The sequence below is a fragment of the Chryseobacterium edaphi genome (assembly GCF_025628985.1).
Classification (GTDB): Bacteria; Bacteroidota; Bacteroidia; order Flavobacteriales; family Weeksellaceae; genus Chryseobacterium; species Chryseobacterium edaphi.
The window spans coordinates 562714-578531 of sequence record NZ_JAOTEM010000001.1 but is presented as its reverse complement, the minus strand read 5'-3'; the positions used below and the strand labels follow the sequence as shown (position 1 = coordinate 578531).

The window sequence follows — 15818 nt, the reverse complement described above, 5'->3', positions numbered from 1 at the left end:
TCAGGGCATTATATTAAAATTTACCGATGTCTTCTCTGTAGAAACTGTAATCGAAATGTACGTGAGCAGCGTCTTCATAAACTTTCTTTCTGGCTTCATCGTAAGTAGCTCCTGTAGCCACTACATTCATCACTCTACCTCCGTTAGAAACTGTTTTATCACCTTTCTTAATTGCTCCTGCACACAACACCTGGCTGTATTTCGCTTTTTCTATTCCTGTAATTTCAAAGCCTGTTTCGATGTTTCCCGGATAACCACCTGAACACATTACCAAGCAAACTGCTTTTTCGTTTTTAAATTTAAGATCTAACTCTTTTCCGTTCATACAGTCATTGATCACATCCAACAGATTGTTTTCCATTAACGCCATCAAAACCTGAGTTTCAGGATCTCCAAATCTCATGTTGTATTCTAAAAGATACGTTCCGTTTTTAGTCACCATCAATCCGAAGAAAATAATTCCTTTGAAACTGAAACCTTCAGCTTTAAGACCTTTCAACGTTGGTTCTAAAATATTTTTTTCAAAATCTGCAGTATGCTCTGCCGTAAATTCCGGACTTGGTGCTACAGAACCCATCCCACCTGTGTTTGGACCTTTATCACCATTTCCTACTTTCTTATAATCTTTAGCAGCGATACAAGGGAATATTTTTTCACCGTTTGAGAATGCAATAATCGATGCCTCAAAACCTTGTAAAAATTCTTCGATAACCAAACGAATACCCGCATCACCATGAATTCTTCTGATCATGAAATCGTGGATTGTAGCTTCTGCTTCTTCAAGAGTATCACAAATGACAACACCTTTTCCACCAGCTAAACCGCTTGCTTTGATTACCAAAGGATATTCCTGAGTCTGTACGTATTCTTTAGCTTCGTTATATGAATCAAATACCACAGCTTTTGCCGTTTTGATATCATAGGTCTGCATAAATTTCTTAGAGAAAGCCTTACTTCCTTCAAGACTTGCCACTTTCTGGTTCGGACCAAAAACTTTAAGATCATGTTTCTTAAATTCATCCTTCAAACCAGCAACCAAGGGAGCTTCAGGACCTACAATCGTCAAATCTACTTTTTCTTTAATCGCAAAATCTCTCAATTCTTTGATTTCTGACATATGAACATTTTGCCCGATTGCATCTGTTGATGCGTTACCGTTAGCAAAAAACATTTTAGTAACTCTGTTGTCCTTTTGAAGTTTCGCTGCTAATGCAGACTCTCTTCCACCTTCACCTATGATTAATATTCTCATACTTTATTATTTCTAGTCTAGTTTACAAATATATAATTTTGAATGCTATAAATACAATCTCAAATTACTATTTTAATTCAATTTTAATGAAAGAAATGTCTTACACCCGTGAACATCATTGGGATTTTGTGTTCGTTGGCAGCATCAATACTTTCCTGATCTTTTACGCTTCCTCCCGGTTGAATAATTGCTGTAATACCTTCCTGAGCGCAGAAATCTACTACATCACGGAAAGGGAAAAATGCATCAGAAGCTAAAACTAATTCTCCTGTAAATTTCTCTTTTGCTCTTTCGATTGCCTGTTGAGTCGCCCAGATTCTGTTCACCTGTCCACCGCCGATTCCGAAAGCCTGAAATCCGTTTGAAACAACGATTGCGTTTGATTTTACGTATTTTACCACTCTCTGAGAGAATAATAAAGCTTTTTTCTGCTCCTCTGTCGGTTGACTTTCCGTAACCACTTTAATATCATCTGAAAAAATACTGTCGTTATCCTGCACTAAAATTCCTCCATCCACTTTTACCCAAGTCTGCTTGTCTGAAACCGGGTTCACGATTTTTATTATTCTTAAGTTTTTCTTTTTTCTTAAAATTTCCAGGGCATCCTCGTCAAAATCAGGAGCCATTACGATTTCAAGGAATGTTTTGTTTAATTCTTCAGCCGTTGCAGCATCAATTTTAAAGTTGGCAGCTACGATTCCACCGAAGATTGAAACAGGATCACATTCGAACGTTTTTTTATAGGTTTCTAAGGCTGTAGTTCCGATTGCCACTCCACAAGGTGTAGAATGTTTTACGGCACAACATGCCATTTCTTCTTTAAATTCCGTCACCACTTTCCAGCAAAGATCCATATCACGAAGGTTGTTGAATGACAATTCTTTACCTCCCAACTGTTCGAAATCTTTCATCGCACCGTTTTCAAAAGTTGAAACGTAGTACGCTGCAGTCTGGTGTGGATTTTCTCCGTATCTTAAGTCTGAAACTTTCTTATATGAAGCGCTTAAATAAGTCGGGTAATCTTCTTCTAAAAGCATTCTTGAGATCGCCGCATCGTAAGCTGAAGTCAGGTTAAATACTTTTCCGGCTAATTTTTTACGGGTTTCGATGAAAGTGTCACCGTTTTGTTCCATTTCGGATTTTACTTTTTTGTAATCTTCAACGTCAGTAATAACCGTTACAGAATCGAAATTTTTTGCAGCAGAACGAAGCATTGAAGGACCTCCGATGTCGATAAATTCTACTTTTTCGTGTAATGAAATGTCTTTGTTTACATTTTCAAAAAACGGATACAAATTCACAATCACCATGTCGATTAAACCGATATTGTGCTCCTGAACGGTTTTCATGTGCTCTTCGTTTGAACGGACAGCCAATAAACCACCGTGAACTTTCGGGTGTAAAGTTTTCACTCTTCCATCTAACATTTCAGGAAAATCGGTTACCTCATCGATTTGAATCGGATTTAAACCAGCGTCTTTCAAATGTTTGAATGTACCTCCGGTAGAGATCAATTCATAATTTTGAGATTCTAAAAACTGTGCGAATTCAGTTAATCCGCTTTTGTCAGAAACACTGATCAAAACTCTCTTGCTCATAGATTTTTCATTTTTTTCGAAGTCGAAACCGCAGTTTCAATTGCGGTTTTTCCTTCATTTTACTTTTTCACCCACCAAATAACTGGATTTCACCCTATCTTTTGGTAAGCCGTCCCGTTGGGACTTTTCAACTTTACTTTTTACAGTTATTTCAAACTGTAGACCGGTTCTTTCACCTCCGGTCTTACTTTTACTTAGATTATTTTGAAATAATTTTTGTTTATCTAAGTGTGTCTTTTTTATTTAATATAACAATGTATCTGCCTGCTTACCTCATTTTCACTCCGTAAAATAGGATTGCATCCTATCCTCTATTAAGCCGTCCCGTTGGGACTTTTTGAAATTTTACTTAGATTTTCTAAATTTTAATATTTTTTCGGTCCAAGTGCGTCTTTTTATCTTATTGTGAAATGCTTCGACAAACTCAGCAAGACATCTCTAATACTAAATATTTAAATTCTGTTTGTCATGCTGAAAGCATCTCTATTATGTTTGGATTCCTACGGAATGACAAACTCGGTGGCTGTTAGTTGCCTAATACTTTATTAATTGCTGTTGGAAAAATTTCATATTCAATTTTATGAACTTTTTCTGCTAACGTTTCGGGAGTGTCGTTTTCTGTGACTTCGAATGATTTTTGGAGGATTGCTTCTCCTTCGTCAATTCCTACGGTTACGAAATGAACGGTTGCTCCGCTTTCTTTTTCTTTAGCTTCAATCACCGCATTGTGAACATGGTGCCCCCACATTCCTTTTCCACCATATTTTGGAAGTAATGCCGGGTGAATGTTGATGATTTTTCCTGCCCAGTTTTCCACGAACTCAGGTTTGAGGATGGATAAAAATCCTGCCAATACGATTAAATCTGTATTTTCCGGGATGATTTTACCCAATTCGCTGCTGAAATTTTTTCCTCTCGGGATCAGTGCGGTTTCTATGTTGTGGTTTTTTGCTCTTTCGAGTCCGTAACATTCTCTGTCGGCAACAACTAAAGATACTTCTGCATTCTGGATTTCTCCGCTGCCGATGGTATCGATAATTCTCTGAAGATTGGTTCCGGAACCTGAAACGAGGATAACTAAGTTTTTCATTAATTTAGATAATAGATTTCAGATACTAGATTTCAGACTAAAAGTCTGTCGTCTGATATATAAAATCTGATGTCTTTTTAGAATTTCAAATCAATTTTTTCAGCACCTTCCGTGATTTCTCCGATTTCGTAAGCGTCATCTAAAAGGTGAAGCACTTTTTCAGCGTGATCAGGATCTACGACAACGATCATTCCGACACCCATGTTGAAGGTTCCGAACATTTCTTCGCGGGCGATGTTTCCTCTTTTTTCAAGTTCTAACATTACCGTTGGAATCTGAATTTTTGAAGCATCGATTGTAGCGCATAATCCGTCACCGATGATTCTTGGTATGTTTTCGTATAAACCGCCTCCTGTGATGTGGGCAATTCCTGAAACTTCAACCTCTTCAATCACCTTGTGAATGTCTTTATAATATAATCTTGTAGGAACCAAAAGTGTTTCGTACAAAGGTTTTCCTTCAAATTCTTCTTCGAAATTCGGGAATATTTTTCTTACCAGAGAGAATCCGTTTGAATGGAAACCTGAACTTGGTAAAGCGATAATTTTATCTCCCGTTTTGATTTTTGAACCGTCAATGATCTGGTCTTTCTCTACGATTCCTACGCAGAAACCTGCAACATCGTAATCTCCCGGCTGATACATTCCCGGCATTTCGGCAGTTTCACCACCAATCAGTGCACAGTTGTTGTCTTTACAGGCTTTCACCATTCCTAAGACGATCTCCGCAGCAATTTCTGAATCCAGTTTTCCGCAAGCTAAATAATCAAGGAAAAATAGTGGTTTTGCACCGTGACACAGGATATCATTAGCACACATTGCGAAACAGTCTACGCCGATAGAATCGTATCTTTTTGAGTCTAAAGCAACTTTAAGTTTAGTTCCTACTCCATCAGTTCCTGAAACCAAAACAGGGTTTTTGTAACCACCGATTTCGTAGAAAGCACCGAAGCTTCCCAAATGGTTCAATACATTGGAATTGTGAGTTTCGCCCACCGCCTTTTTGATCTTATCAACGGTTTTGTAACCTTCTTCTTTGTCTACTCCTGCAGATTTGTAAGTGTTGCTCATATTTTTAATGTAACAGTGTATCAATTTAACAATCTAACAAATGAATCGTTTATGCTAAAGTGGGACGTATTAATTTTTATTATATTAATTCAAATTTCGAAAACAAAAAAGCCGACAATCTTGGTAGATTATCGGCCGTTATATTATCTCAGAATTTCAGAGTCCACAACATTCCCTTTTTTGGAGAAACATTCTTTGAAAGTGGTCTGAATTTTCATTACTTTTTCTTTTTGCAAAGATATTAATTTTAAGTTAATATTCAAATGCTATTTTTCTAAGATTGTTTCAACTGCAGAAATCTTGCTTACTTTCTCGCGTAACTCACTGTCTTTTTCTTCATTAGAAATTTTCTGAGCTTCTTTATCGAAATTATCATTAAAGAAAGGCAGCGTAAAAGTATCTACGATATTTCCGCCGTGTAAAGGAAAACGCTTTTCAGCAGCCTCCAAAACTCCCAAACCGCCTCTTCCACCCGGAGCTGTCGCCATCAGCAACATTGGTTTTTCGTTCCATACTGCTCTCTGTTTTATTCTTGACGTCCAGTCGAACACGTTTTTGAAAGCCGTTGAATAGGTTCCGTTATGCTCTGATAGAGAAACCAAAAGCAGATCTGCGCTGTCAATTTTTGAAGCAAGATCAAGCGCCTGCTGTGGAACTCCGCTTTCTACTTCTCTCTGGTGTTTGTAGATGGGCATTTCAAAATCGTTCATGTCTACGATTTCTATTTCTGCGTTTTCGAATAAAGTGGTAGCGTAGGTTACGAGTAGTCTGTTGATTGATGTGTCGGAATTGCTTCCTGCGATGGCTAGGATTTTCATTTATTTAAATTATTTTTTTATTGAGGGTTTTGCGGATATTTGTTGAACCACTTCGTGGTTCATTTTCATTGGTTGTTATGTACCCATGGGTTTCACCCACGGCTATTGATATTGAACCACTCCGTGGTTTGTTATTACTGATTGTCTGTTTTATGGTATCAATCACCAAAGTTGTTCACAATCAATCTCGTTTTGGTTTGCTTGGTTGAAAATTATATAAAAAAGATTTATTCGCCAAAATCTCTTTAGTCAGGTAAATTTTATGGTGCAAAATTAGTGTTTATTTTAAATATGCCGGTAAATCCATTGGAACTTCCATCAGAAGAATTTCGGTGTCTTCTACCGCTTCGATGTTGAAACTTTGAGTGTCCCAGATTCCCAAGCCGTCTTTTTCGTTTAAGATTCTGTCGCCTACTTTTGCGCTGCCTTTTAAAATAAATGCATAAACGCCGTTTCCTTTTTTGTTGATGGTGTAGTTTTTACCGTTCCCTTTGGTGAAATTGGCTAAATTAAACCACGCATCCTGATGAATCCAAACGCCGTCATCATTTTTGTTCGGAGATAAAATCTGCTGGAAACAATTGATTTTCTCTCCGTCTTTAATGCTTTTCTGATCGTATCTCGGTTCTACATTTTCTTCTCTTGGAAAAACCCAAATCTGTAAGAATTTCACGGCTTCATCTTTATTCTGATTATATTCGCTGTGCATTACACCTGTTCCTGCGCTCATCACCTGAATTTCTCCTTTTCTGATTACCGCAGTTGTTCCCATGGAATCTTTATGCTCCAGGTTTCCTTCCAACGGAATTGAGATGATCTCCATGTTTTTGTGAGGGTGCGTTCCGAAACCCATTCCCTGAGAAACGGTGTCGTCATTTAAAACTCTCAACACTCCGAAGTTTGATCTTTCTCTATTCTGATAGCCTGCAAAACTGAAGGTGTGGTAAGAATTTAACCAACCGTGATCTGCGTGACCTCTTGAATCTGCTTTGTGATATACTGTTTTCATAATTTATAAGTAATTAGTAAAGATTAATAAGTAATGATGATGTTTAAATTTATTAAAGCAAAATTCGTTAAAAATTTATCTAGGAATGTTGATGTAAGGTAAGAAGTGATTTTATGTGAATTGTGAATGGTCAGTTTTCTTCGAAGTGAATTTTCAGAGACGGAATTATTTTGTGAATTATAGGTTTTGGATAAAGCCAATGTCAGATTTGAAATAAAAAAGCGGACTAAAGTCCGCTCTTATTGATATTTTTATCTAAAGTTTTCATTTAAATCAAATACTTAATCCAAATTTTTCAATCTTGAATACTAAATATAAAATTTTCAATCTTGAATATTGAATTTAAATATTAAATCCTGTTCCTGAATTACGAATTTCAAATCTCAAATTCCAAATCTCAAATTCAAAAATGTACCTGCTGAATTTCCTCTTCGATTTCCTGAGGATTTGCGTCATCCGATTTGATGAAAATCATTGTTAAGACTGCGCCGAGAAGCATACAGATTCCGCCAACGACAACATAGCCCATCGCATAATTTCCAAAGGCACCTTTTACAATCGGGCCACCAAAGACACCGTTGATGATTTGAGGTATCACGATGAAAAAATTAAAAATCCCCATAAAAACACCCATTTTTCTTTGTGGAATTGCATCAATCAGCATCGCATAAGGCATTGCCAAAATACTTGCCCATGCGAAGCCAAGCCCGATCATCGAAATCCACAGAAGTGAAGTATCTTTAATAAAATACATTGAAATTAATCCCAAACCTCCACAAAGCAACGCTAATGCATGAGTTTGCTTTTTACCTATCCATTTTGCAATCGGCGTTAAAAGAAATGCAAACGGAATTGCCCAGAGATTGTACATACCAAATAATTTACCTGTAAGATCACCGGCTTTGTTGAATTCAACAGAATGCGTGTCTTCGGGAGACAATCCGAAATGATGCGTGGCTAAAGCACTTGTGGTGAAAACCCACATGGTAAACAGTGCAAACCAAGAGAAAAACTGAACAATTCCCAACTTTTTCATTAAGGTTGGAATTTTCGCAAAGTCACTGAAAATATCTGATAGTTTTGACGGCTGTTCTACCACTTCTTTTCCGCCTTCAAATTCAGCAAATTCTTTTGGTGAATATTCTTTTGTTGTAACTATCGTGTAAATGATGGTCAGTAAAAGAATTCCCGCACCGCAGTAAAATGCATAAATAACATTATCGGCAACAAAGCCTTCTTTAGCCACATTTGAAACACCTAATTTGGTCAGCCAGTCCGGTAAATAAGATCCGATTACCGCACCGATTCCAATCAAAATTGTCTGTACTGAAAATCCTAAAGTTCCCTGATGTTTTGGAAGCATATCTCCAACCAAAGCGCGGAAAGGTTCCATTGCTATATTGATTGAAGCATCCATCATTGCCAGAAAAATAACGGCTAAAAGTAAAACATTTGCAGCCATCATTTGCGTTGCTGAAGCAGCATTGGGAAGCAAAACCAAACCGATTGCACAAAGAATCGCACCGATTAAAAAATAAGGTTTTCTTCTTCCAAGTGGACTCCAAGTATTGTCGCCCATATGACCAATAATTGGTTGAACAATCAAACCAGTAATGGGTGCAACCAGCCAAAACCACGAAAGCTCATGTACATCTGCACCAAAATTTCCCAGAATTCTACTTGCATTTCCGTTTTGAAGCCCAAAAGCCATTTGAATTCCTAAAAAACCCATGCTCATATTGATGATCTGAGCCATAGAAAGATTTGGTTTTACTTTTTTAGACATTGTGTTTTTTTATTTTTTTATTTTTAATTTTTCAATGAGAGCATCTTCTATTGGAGTTTTCTCCACTACTACTTTATCTATAATTTCATTCGGAACGGTTACAGAAAGTACATATTGTTTTACTTTCCAAACTCCGTTGATTTTTTCTAAAACTCCGGAACCACGGCAGATTTTCATTTGGGTATCTAATAATTCATCAAACCAAGCCAGTTTTCCATCTTTGCTGAAGTAAATGTTTCTTTTTAATGATGTGAAATTCCAGGTTTTCTTTTTATCGAAATGTGGTTTTGCCCAGATCATGAATTCTTTTTTGTTCCAGACTTCAGTAGCATCTGTTCCAATGAAGGTTGATTCTTCAGCGAAAAAATCAAAATAAGTTTTGTAATCTGCTTTTGCAGCGGCAACATTGAAAGCATCGAGCATTTTCCCGATTTCTGTTTTTTCCTTTTCAAATTTCGACTGAGCTGAAATTGTTGTAAAGCTCAATACTAATAAGATTAAAGTGAAGAATATTGTAGTTTTTTTCATATTTAAATTTGATCTTTTAAAATTTTATTTTTAACGCAAAGAGCGCAAAGTTTTTCTTTCTACTACTAAACTTTTTTAAGTTCGCAAAGGCGTTTCACTCAGCAAAGTTCAAAAAGAGAAGTTTGAAACTTGTTCTATTTACTTTAATTCAATGATCATCGAAGTTTTTGCAGGTATCATCAAGCTGTTTTTTAAAGAAATTTCTTTATCAGAAATCGCTTCTTTTCCTTTTGAAACACCCGCCAAAGATTCTGCGAAATGTTTTAAATCTAATGTTTCCTCTTTTTCACTGTTGTTCAGAATCACCATTACGTTTTCTTTTTCGTTGTATCTAAAGTACACAAAAACATTATTCTGAGGAACGAAATTTTTAGTTTTCCCGGTATGAATGACGTCTTTTCCTTTTCTCCAGTTTAATAATTTCTGGGTAAATTGATAAAATTCTTTCTGCTCTGGTGTTTGAGTTAAAGGATTTAAAGCATTTTGCTGATCAGATTTCCAGCCACCTGGAAAATCTCTTCGTATATCTGCATCGCCTCCCTTATTTTTATCACCTCTCATTCCGACTTCGGAACCGTAATAAATTTGAGGAATTCCTCGCACGGTTGAAATTAATGTTAAACCTAATTTGTAGGCTTTAGGATCATTATTAAAAATTTCATTCCATCTTTCGGTATCGTGATTTTCAAAGAATACCATGACGTTATTGATGTCCGGATAAAGGAAATCGTTGGTAAAACTGTTGTAGATCCTGTTCATCCCATTATTCCAGCCTTCTTTTTCTTTGATGGCTTTCGGAAGTTCATCGTACAGCATAAAATCCATTACAGAGGGAAGATATGAATTGTAATTTGCCGCTTCACCAGTTTTCGAATCTTTCTGCCAAGCTGAAATGTGACCTGCAGTATTCAACCAGGTCTCTCCAACAATATTGAATTTCGGATATTCGTCGGTGATCGCTTTTGCCCATTTTGCCATAGCTTCTTTATCATTGTAGGGATAAGTATCGACACGCAAACCACCTAATTCGGCATATTCAATCCACCAAATTGCATTTTGTGTTAAATATTTTAAAACCAAAGGATTTTTTTGATTGATGTCGGGCATTGTGGTATCAAACCATCCGTCCAGAGCCACTTTTTTGTCAATTTCCGATGCATTGGTGTCAAACTGAGTGGTTGTTTTATAGTTGGATCTTTTAAAACCATTTTTTTCCTCACTAAACAGATGGATCCAGTCTTTTGTTGGTAAATCTTTGATGAGCCAATGAGAAATTCCCCAGTGATTGGTCACGTAATCCATCACCAATTTCATATTTCTTTTATTTAATTTTTGAGAAAGTTCTTTGTATTCTTCATTGGTTCCGTAGCGACCGTCGATTTTATATAAATCAGTCTGAGCATAACCGTGATAGGAATACACTTTTTCGTTGTCTTCGTTTACAGGTGTTAACCAAACTGAAGTTGCGCCGAGATTTTGAATATAATCAAGATTATTGATAATTCCTCGTAAATCTCCTCCGTGACGTCCGTTTGGAAGTGTTCTGTTTGCTTTTTCAGTTAAATCCGGTTTTGAATCGTTTTTCTCGTCGCCGTTTGCAAAACGATCAGGCATGATGAGATACATTACATCTTTTGAGGTAAAAGATTCTCTGTTTGCAGAATTCGGATCTCTTTGTTTCAGTTCGTAAGTGTAAGAACCAATATTTTTTTTACCGTTTTTAATATTGATTTTAAACTTCGGAACATTGATTTCGTTTGTGTTAATTGTCACAAAAACGTAATTCGGATTTTCGACTTTCTGAATATCTTTAATCTGAACTCCGTCTGAAAGTTCTACTTCACCTTTAGCAATATCTTTTCCATAAACTAAAATCTGAAGTTCAGGATTTTTCATTCCTTTCCACCAAAAGGCGGGTTCTACTTTCTGAATTTGAGCAAACGCTATCGAAGCGGCCGAAAAAGCAAAAATCGTGTATATTTTTTTCATTTTTTTTAAAATTAGCGTGCAATTATTATTACACATCAAAACGTTTTGTAATAATTATTTCTGAAAATAAAATTCTTAAATTTAAAGATAATCAAATATATTTTTCACACCTCAACATCCTTCATTCTTTTTGCAATTTTATTTGCGAGCCAACTTACATAGAAAAGCTGAAAACTATGATAAATCATGACAGGAAGTAGAAAAAGTACTTTCTTATCATTAGGAATTCCTAAAACCAGCAGGAAAAGACTTCCGTGAACGAGAGATTTTTTTGAACCGCAAAATGTTGTAGTAATGATATCTTTTGGTTTAAATTTTAATTTTGTTGCAATGAATTTCAAGAGATAATAAACTGTGAAAAATAAAAACACAACACTTAACGCCAATACAAGAAAAACAATTGACGGAACAGAAACAAAAATATTTTCTATAAATGCCGTTGAGAAGCTTTCATAAACAATTAAAAGAATAATCAGTCTATCGAATTCTGCGATGATGTTTGAATATTTTGTCACCCATTTTTTCAGAAAAGGATTTAATAAAACTCCCAGAACAATCGGAAGTAAAACTTTGATTAAAAGCTGCTGAATAATTTCACTCTGATTTCCGGTTTCTGAGTTTGAATTCAGGAAAAAGCTCATCAAAAGCGGAGTCATCACAATCCCGATCAGTCCAGAAATGGAAGCGTTGAAAATTGCTGAAGTTACATTCCCTTTTGCAATAGAAACCATTACCACGGAAGATGAAACCGTTGAAGGCAGACTTGCCAGAAAAAATACTGAAAGCCAAATGTTATAATACTCCGAATCTTTGATAAAAGGATAAAAAACCAAAACCAATAACGGGAAAATGATAAATGTTCCTGACTGTATCAGAAGATGCAATTTCCAATTGGAAACGTCTTTTACAACTTCTTTCAAGTTTAATTTTAATCCGTACAGAAGGAAAATCCCGGCTATTCCCCAATCGATAAAACCGGCTAGATTAAAATACTGTTTATAAGATTCGTGAAAAGGAATTAGTTTTGCCATCAAGACCATTACGATCAACAGGAGCAGAAAAATATTCTGCTTGTTGAATACCGTCGCCATCAACTTCATCGGTAAGAATTTTAAAAATTCAATTTACAAAAAAAAACTTTGTCAGAGCTTTTAAACCCTGACAAAGTTTTATAAATAGGCAGTCTTTCCTAGCCCTGATCGAAACGGCATCCTTTTTTGTTTTTGGGCTGAAAGCCCGAGAACAAAAAAGATATAGTGGAGAGCGGGAAATAGCTCCTGAAAAACAGACTCAATCTCGTATCTCAAACTTAAATTACTATTTCACAGGTTTGATCGTGATGGCAAAACCACCACTTCGTACCATTTTGAAAGGAATTTTCGACTTGCTTGTAATCTGCTTTTTGTAGATATTGTAGCTTTGAGGATTATCGATATAATCAGCATCTTTTCCATCTTCATAGATTGTTGCTTCATATTTTTTGCCTTTGTCTAAGAAAGAGAAATCTACGGTGTACTCGCGTTTGTTTTCGTCGGTAATTCCGCCAACAAACCAGTTTTCTGTACCTTTTGCTTTTCTTGCCGTAACAACGTAATCTCCCGGTTCAGCAGATAAAATTTTTGTATCGTCCCAATCTGCTGCTACATCTTTGATAAACTGGAAAGCATCCATATGCTTTTTGTAGTTTTCAGGTAAATCTGCAGCCATCTGAAGCGGCATGTACATCGTTACATAAAGAGCCAGCTGTTTTGCTAAAGTAGTTTTCACAAAACGCTTATCTCCAGGGAAATAGTAATCTAATTTTGTCTGGAAAATTCCCGGTGTGTAATCCATAGAACCTCCCATCCACCTTGTAAACGGAAGAATCGTCTGATGATCAGGATTGTTTCCTCCAAAAGCTTCGTACTCTGTTCCACGAGCTGCTTCAGCAGAAATGTAGTTTGGATAAGTACGGCTTTCACCTGTAGGACGAACCGATTCGTGGGAGTTAACCATTACTTTGTACTCATTGGCTTTTTCCACAATTCTGTAATAATGATTGATCATCCATTGTGAATAATGGTGCTCTCCTCTTGGAATCACATCACCTACATAACCTGTTTTCACAGCGTCATAACCATATTTATTCATCAACTGGAATGCTTTATCAGACCATCTTTCATAGTTCGTTGCAGAACCTGAAGTTTCGTGGTGCATAATCAACTTAATTCCTTTAGAATGAGCATATTCGTTTAACATTTTGATATCAAAATCCGGATATGGAGTAATGAAATCAAAAACATATTCTTTTGAGCGACCGAACCAATCTTCCCAACCAATATTCCAGCCTTCAATTAAGAGTGCCTGAAAACCATTCTCAGAAGCAAAGTCGATATAATCTTTCACTTTTGTATTGTTGGCCCCATGATTTCCGTTGGGTTTCAGTTTTGCAAAATCAGTTTCCCCAAGACGCACATTAGATTCGGGTTGTCCGTATGCCCACTGAGATTTTCCTATGATCATTTCCCACCAAACTCCCATGTACTTTGTAGGGTGAATGTAAGATGTGTCGGTATATTTTGTAGGCTCGTTAAGATTAAAAATCATTTTTGAAGCCATTACATCTTCAGCTTTCGGAGCTACAATAATGGTTCTCCAAGGTGTCACCATCGGAGTCTGCATATATCCTTTTGCGCCTTGTCTGTCGGCTGTAAGATGGGTTTTGAATTTAAAATTCTGAGCATCTACCTCAAGGTGAGAAGCCGGATAATCCAAAACCGCCGCTTCCGCAACATTGATATATAAAGGTTCTTTTCCTTCTACTTTCAGCATCAGTGGAGACTGAACTGCATTTTTGATTAAAGTCTGAGAAGCATTGGCATCTGCAGCTTTTGCCCATCTTCCAGGAATTTCAGAAACTTTGGTTTCCTGATATTGATATTCTTGAGAATCGTAGTCTGCAACCATCCACCATGCTTTCATGTCTGAAGGAAAATCGATTTCAGAATCTTCTTCACGGATTACGAAATAGTTCAGATTTTTCTGCTGAGGAAATTCATATCTGAATCCTAACCCGTCATTAAACAATCTGAATTTAACAATGATGCTTCTGTCAGTACTTGCCTGATTCAGCGTAACCGCCAATTCATTATAATTATTGATATAATTTTTCTTTTCACCTAAAACCGGCTGCCAGGTTTCGTTTTTTGAATCTGTTTTTTCCGCTGTTTTTGTAAATCCGCTGTTTAAATCGAATTTAGCATCTTCAGGTTTTGCAATTTCTGAAGCAAATTTAATAGAAGAATCTTTAAAAATTCTCAATCCCAATTTTGAATCTTCAACTACTGTTTTCCCGTTAAATTTTAGATTGTAATAAGGAACGCCCTGCTTCAACTGGAAATCCATTTCAAATTTTCCGTCCGGCGATTTTATAGACTGTGCATCAGCAACTCCAAACATCATTGAGAGCAAAAATGCTCCGATTGTCATTTTCTTCATGTTAGATTTATTATAAACTTTAAAAATAAAAAAACTGCTGCTGTAAAGCAACAGTTTTGCTGTTAAATTAATGTAATTTGATACATATAATTTTATAATTTGTTTTTTAATTCACTGGTATAACTGAAAAATCTCCAGTCATATCATTAAAATAAACATTATAATTGAAAGTTGTTGCAACAGGAATATTTCCACCTCCTACTGCTGCTGTTCCAAAATACTGTTGAGCCACCCCCCAGTTCGTAGTCCAAGCATGATTTGCTCTGAACTTTAATTCTCCGGAACTAAGCATAACATTTTTTTTCACCCATACATGAGGATCAAAAGTTGATTGCTGCATATCAACATCAGTATTCCAATCTCCTGAGGCTGTGCCTATCATTGATATGGACGTATATGTAGTGGTAGGTGCTGCAACAGATGTAAATGTATAAGTTAATGCCGTAGTATTTATTGTTAACTTATAATATCCTGAACCAACAACTGTAATATTTCCAGAACCACCGCTTGTACTTAATAATCCTGCAGAAGATCCCAATCCGTACTGAGGATCCCAAACTCCAGGTGTTTTAATCATTTTAAAACCTCCTTGAGCAAAGAAACCAGTGTATGTATATATACCAGGAGTAGCAGATTTAAGTAGCGGGTAAATTTTGGCATTTGAAGCGGTATTATCCCAAGCTCCTGCTGTAGCATCACCAATCAAATACAAATCAGTATAGGTGTAAACCGGACCTAAAATAAAAGGAGTAACTTTTAAAGAAATAACATTAGAATAGTGTGTTCTTGTTGATATTGCAGACTTTAATCTTATTTCAATATCTGTAGCTGTTACAGTAGTTGCACCAAGAGCAAGAACCATATTGTTCAGATCATTAACTGTCATACTGTATTTTTTTTCTCCAGCCGATAGACTTATAGTTTTTGGAGATGAAAAATTAGTCCCTTTTAATGCAAACTCTAACTGATTTGTCAACTGAATGCTTACACCATAATCTGAATTTATCCAGTTAAATAAAACAGCTTCATTTGATGCATCAGTATTTAATAAAACAACTGCTGATTTATTAGATGATAATACAGGAGTTGTACCTTCACCTAAAACAGGCATATCATCATCTTTTTCGCAAGAAGATAGCAAAAATCCTATCAACACGATACTAAATATTTTTAATAAATTTTTCATTTTAAATTACGTTTT

12 protein-coding genes are annotated in these 15818 nt (G+C 36.1%); all 12 read right to left on the bottom strand.

Translation table 11 applies throughout. The features are described from left to right. Nucleotides 1-13 precede the first annotated feature (13 nt). Entirely contained in the window at nt 14-1252 is a 1239-nt protein-coding gene (gene purD / locus NZ698_RS02715) for a phosphoribosylamine--glycine ligase (protein WP_263001559.1), read from the bottom strand. 83 nt (nt 1253-1335) lie between these two features. Continuing rightward, a complete protein-coding gene (purH, locus tag NZ698_RS02710; protein ID WP_263001558.1) occupies nt 1336-2850 on the bottom strand; it encodes a bifunctional phosphoribosylaminoimidazolecarboxamide formyltransferase/IMP cyclohydrolase in 1515 nt (504 codons plus the stop codon). 526 nt (nt 2851-3376) lie between these two features. After that, nucleotides 3377-3940 (bottom strand): phosphoribosylglycinamide formyltransferase, encoded by a 564-nt coding sequence (purN, locus tag NZ698_RS02705; RefSeq protein WP_263001557.1) that lies wholly within the window; start codon nt 3938-3940, stop codon nt 3377-3379. 77 nt (nt 3941-4017) lie between these two features. Then, nucleotides 4018-5010 (bottom strand): phosphoribosylformylglycinamidine cyclo-ligase, encoded by a 993-nt coding sequence (gene purM / locus NZ698_RS02700; protein ID WP_263001556.1) that lies wholly within the window; start codon nt 5008-5010, stop codon nt 4018-4020. A 266-nt stretch (nt 5011-5276) separates the two neighbouring features. Next, nucleotides 5277-5828 carry an NADPH-dependent FMN reductase gene (locus tag NZ698_RS02695; RefSeq protein ID WP_263001555.1) on the bottom strand — a complete coding sequence of 184 codons (552 nt, stop codon included), beginning with the start codon at nt 5826-5828 and terminating at the stop codon, nt 5277-5279. A gap of 280 nt (nt 5829-6108) precedes the next feature. Further along, on the bottom strand, nt 6109-6837 hold the full coding sequence (locus tag NZ698_RS02690) for a pirin family protein (protein WP_263001554.1): 729 nt from the start codon (nt 6835-6837) through the stop codon (nt 6109-6111). 403 nt (nt 6838-7240) lie between these two features. Beyond that, nucleotides 7241-8623, bottom strand: a complete 1383-nt coding sequence (locus NZ698_RS02685; protein ID WP_263001553.1) for an MFS transporter — start codon at nt 8621-8623, stop codon at nt 7241-7243. A 9-nt stretch (nt 8624-8632) separates the two neighbouring features. Beyond that, complete coding sequence (locus tag NZ698_RS02680; protein ID WP_263001552.1) at nt 8633-9151, bottom strand: nuclear transport factor 2 family protein; 519 nt, start codon at nt 9149-9151, stop codon at nt 8633-8635. Nucleotides 9152-9289: 138 nt separating this feature from the next. Next, nucleotides 9290-11140 carry a glycoside hydrolase family 13 protein gene (locus NZ698_RS02675; RefSeq protein ID WP_263001551.1) on the bottom strand — a complete coding sequence of 617 codons (1851 nt, stop codon included), beginning with the start codon at nt 11138-11140 and terminating at the stop codon, nt 9290-9292. Nucleotides 11141-11244: 104 nt separating this feature from the next. Continuing rightward, nucleotides 11245-12231, bottom strand: coding sequence for a bile acid:sodium symporter family protein (locus NZ698_RS02670; RefSeq protein WP_263002590.1), 987 nt, complete (start codon nt 12229-12231; stop codon nt 11245-11247). Nucleotides 12232-12457: 226 nt separating this feature from the next. Continuing rightward, nucleotides 12458-14617, bottom strand: coding sequence for a glycoside hydrolase family 97 protein (locus NZ698_RS02665; protein ID WP_263001550.1), 2160 nt, complete (start codon nt 14615-14617; stop codon nt 12458-12460). 106 nt (nt 14618-14723) lie between these two features. Beyond that, on the bottom strand, nt 14724-15773 hold the full coding sequence (locus NZ698_RS02660; protein WP_263001549.1) for a SusE domain-containing protein: 1050 nt from the start codon (nt 15771-15773) through the stop codon (nt 14724-14726). Between the last annotated feature and the right edge of the window lie 45 nt (nt 15774-15818).

Excerpts from the sequence above, each read along its gene's own strand:
- NZ698_RS02670 (WP_263002590.1), bottom strand. The coding sequence starts at position 12,231 with ATGGCGACGGTATTCAACAAGCAGAATATTTTTCTGCTCCTGTTGATC.
- NZ698_RS02675 (WP_263001551.1), bottom strand. The coding sequence starts at position 11,140 with ATGAAAAAAATATACACGATTTTTGCTTTTTCGGCCGCTTCGATAGCG.
- NZ698_RS02685 (WP_263001553.1), bottom strand. The coding sequence starts at position 8,623 with ATGTCTAAAAAAGTAAAACCAAATCTTTCTATGGCTCAGATCATCAAT.
- NZ698_RS02690 (WP_263001554.1), bottom strand. The coding sequence starts at position 6,837 with ATGAAAACAGTATATCACAAAGCAGATTCAAGAGGTCACGCAGATCAC.
- purM (WP_263001556.1), bottom strand. The coding sequence starts at position 5,010 with ATGAGCAACACTTACAAATCTGCAGGAGTAGACAAAGAAGAAGGTTAC.
- purH (WP_263001558.1), bottom strand. The coding sequence starts at position 2,850 with ATGAGCAAGAGAGTTTTGATCAGTGTTTCTGACAAAAGCGGATTAACT.
- NZ698_RS02680 (WP_263001552.1), bottom strand. The coding sequence starts at position 9,151 with ATGAAAAAAACTACAATATTCTTCACTTTAATCTTATTAGTATTGAGC.
- purN (WP_263001557.1), bottom strand. The coding sequence starts at position 3,940 with ATGAAAAACTTAGTTATCCTCGTTTCAGGTTCCGGAACCAATCTTCAG.
- purD (WP_263001559.1), bottom strand. The coding sequence starts at position 1,252 with ATGAGAATATTAATCATAGGTGAAGGTGGAAGAGAGTCTGCATTAGCA.
- NZ698_RS02695 (WP_263001555.1), bottom strand. The coding sequence starts at position 5,828 with ATGAAAATCCTAGCCATCGCAGGAAGCAATTCCGACACATCAATCAAC.
- NZ698_RS02665 (WP_263001550.1), bottom strand. The coding sequence starts at position 14,617 with ATGAAGAAAATGACAATCGGAGCATTTTTGCTCTCAATGATGTTTGGA.